This window comes from Mesorhizobium sp. M8A.F.Ca.ET.208.01.1.1 (assembly GCF_004791315.1).
Taxonomy (GTDB): domain Bacteria; phylum Pseudomonadota; class Alphaproteobacteria; order Rhizobiales; family Rhizobiaceae; genus Mesorhizobium.
This window is the reverse complement of the sequence record NZ_SRUT01000405.1, coordinates 1-284: the sequence shown is the minus strand read 5'-3', so window position 1 is coordinate 284 and position 284 is coordinate 1. Positions and strand designations below refer to the sequence as shown.

1 pseudogene is annotated in these 284 nt (G+C 63.0%); it reads right to left on the bottom strand.

Features of this window, described 5'->3' with window-relative positions:
- Window positions 1–284 (bottom strand): annotated as a pseudogene (locus tag EN851_RS35855) (slipin family protein); the annotation flags it as partial.

The following is a 284-nucleotide window of genomic DNA, read 5'->3' as shown; positions in this document are numbered from 1 at the left end:
CCACAGCACGAGCTTGCGATCCGGCGCCAGGACGGCATGGAGGTTGCCGTCACGCTCGATGACGGCGACATCCGTACGCCCGGTGCGAACGACGGTGAAATGACGCGCCGCCACCTCCGGCAGCTTGTCGAACAACGCCTTCTCGTAGGCCGAAACGAATTCCGGGTTCTTCAGGTCGTGCCGGGACACTTCAAGGCGTCCGCGCCGGTTGGCAAGCCAATGCTCGCCCGGCATCAGGACAGCCTTGATCTCCCCTTTGTAGAGGGTGACAGCCCGTTCGTTTT